This is a genomic window from Testudinibacter sp. 'clade 2' (genome assembly GCF_006227735.1).
Lineage (GTDB): Bacteria > Pseudomonadota > Gammaproteobacteria > Enterobacterales > Pasteurellaceae > Chelonobacter.
Map to the genome: position 1 here is coordinate 1 of NZ_VDHB01000194.1, position 955 is coordinate 955.

The 955-nt window shown below is 40.0% G+C and carries 1 protein-coding gene and 1 pseudogene; one reads left to right on the plus strand and one right to left on the minus strand.

Going from position 1 to position 955, the window contains the following annotated elements:
• Positions 1-362: 362 nt before the first annotated feature.
• Positions 363-590: pseudogene (locus FHQ30_RS12390) on the plus strand (PTS sugar transporter subunit IIB); the annotation flags it as partial.
• Positions 591-706: 116 nt separating this feature from the next.
• Here the strand turns inward: FHQ30_RS12390 and FHQ30_RS12395 are convergent.
• Positions 707-955: IclR family transcriptional regulator domain-containing protein (locus tag FHQ30_RS12395; protein WP_500692269.1), on the minus strand; the 249-nt coding region annotated here is incomplete at its 5' end.

Here is a 955-nt window from a genome sequence, read left to right on the forward strand (position 1 = left end):
TGTACAGCATTTTTCAATGGAATTAGTCTCATGTTGTTCTCCCTTACATCATCTATTAATTATCGCGATTAAATTAAACAGTCTATAAAACTGAATCAATTTAATCATTTTTTTTAATGAAAAGCAAGATTGTTTTCAAGCCAATAAACAAGCAGAAAAAACTTGCAATAAAAAGAGGATTAAGCCAATATAACCACTCCTTATGTAAAGATATTTTTCATAGTGAAATATATTATCATTTACTTCGTTTTTATTATCCTTGAGAGAGGGAAATTATGTCTATTCTTAACTACTTACAACGTATAAAGAGAATATTTATAGCGCCGGTTGCCGAACCAGTCACGCAAAACATTGGTCGTCGTGAGAAAGCCCAGCAATTTGTTGCGGCGCTGGGCGGTAAAGACAATATCAGCAGCATTGATGCCTGTATCACTCGCTTGCGTTTGGTGTTGCGTAATCGCAGTAAAATCAATGAAACTCAACTGAAAGCACTAGGTTCAAAAGGTAATGTCAAATTGGGTGACAATGCACTGCAAGTGATTCTTGGCCCGGAAGCCGAAATCATTGCGGATGAAATGAAAACGCTGTAAAGCGCTATTGTTAACTGGCGCAACCGCACTTTTATAATCAATCGATTTAAAAGTGCGGTTGACAAACGACAGTATAAATCGCCTTTGTGTAAAGCCCTAAGCTGACTAGGGAAAACTCACTTATCGGTGGTCGTGGATGGGTAGTCATGGAAACCTAACTGTTCGGAAATGTTTTTCCCAGCCTGTTGCAGCAGACCGACCAAGTGCTGTAGTTTATCCTCTTCAAAACGAATCGTCGGCAACGAAATCGATAGCCCCGCGATGATCCGTCCAAAACGGTCATAGATTGGTGCGGCAATACAACGCAAGCCCGGTTCTTGCTCTTCGTTATCTTCTGCATAATGTTGTGACCGCACTTGCAGCAA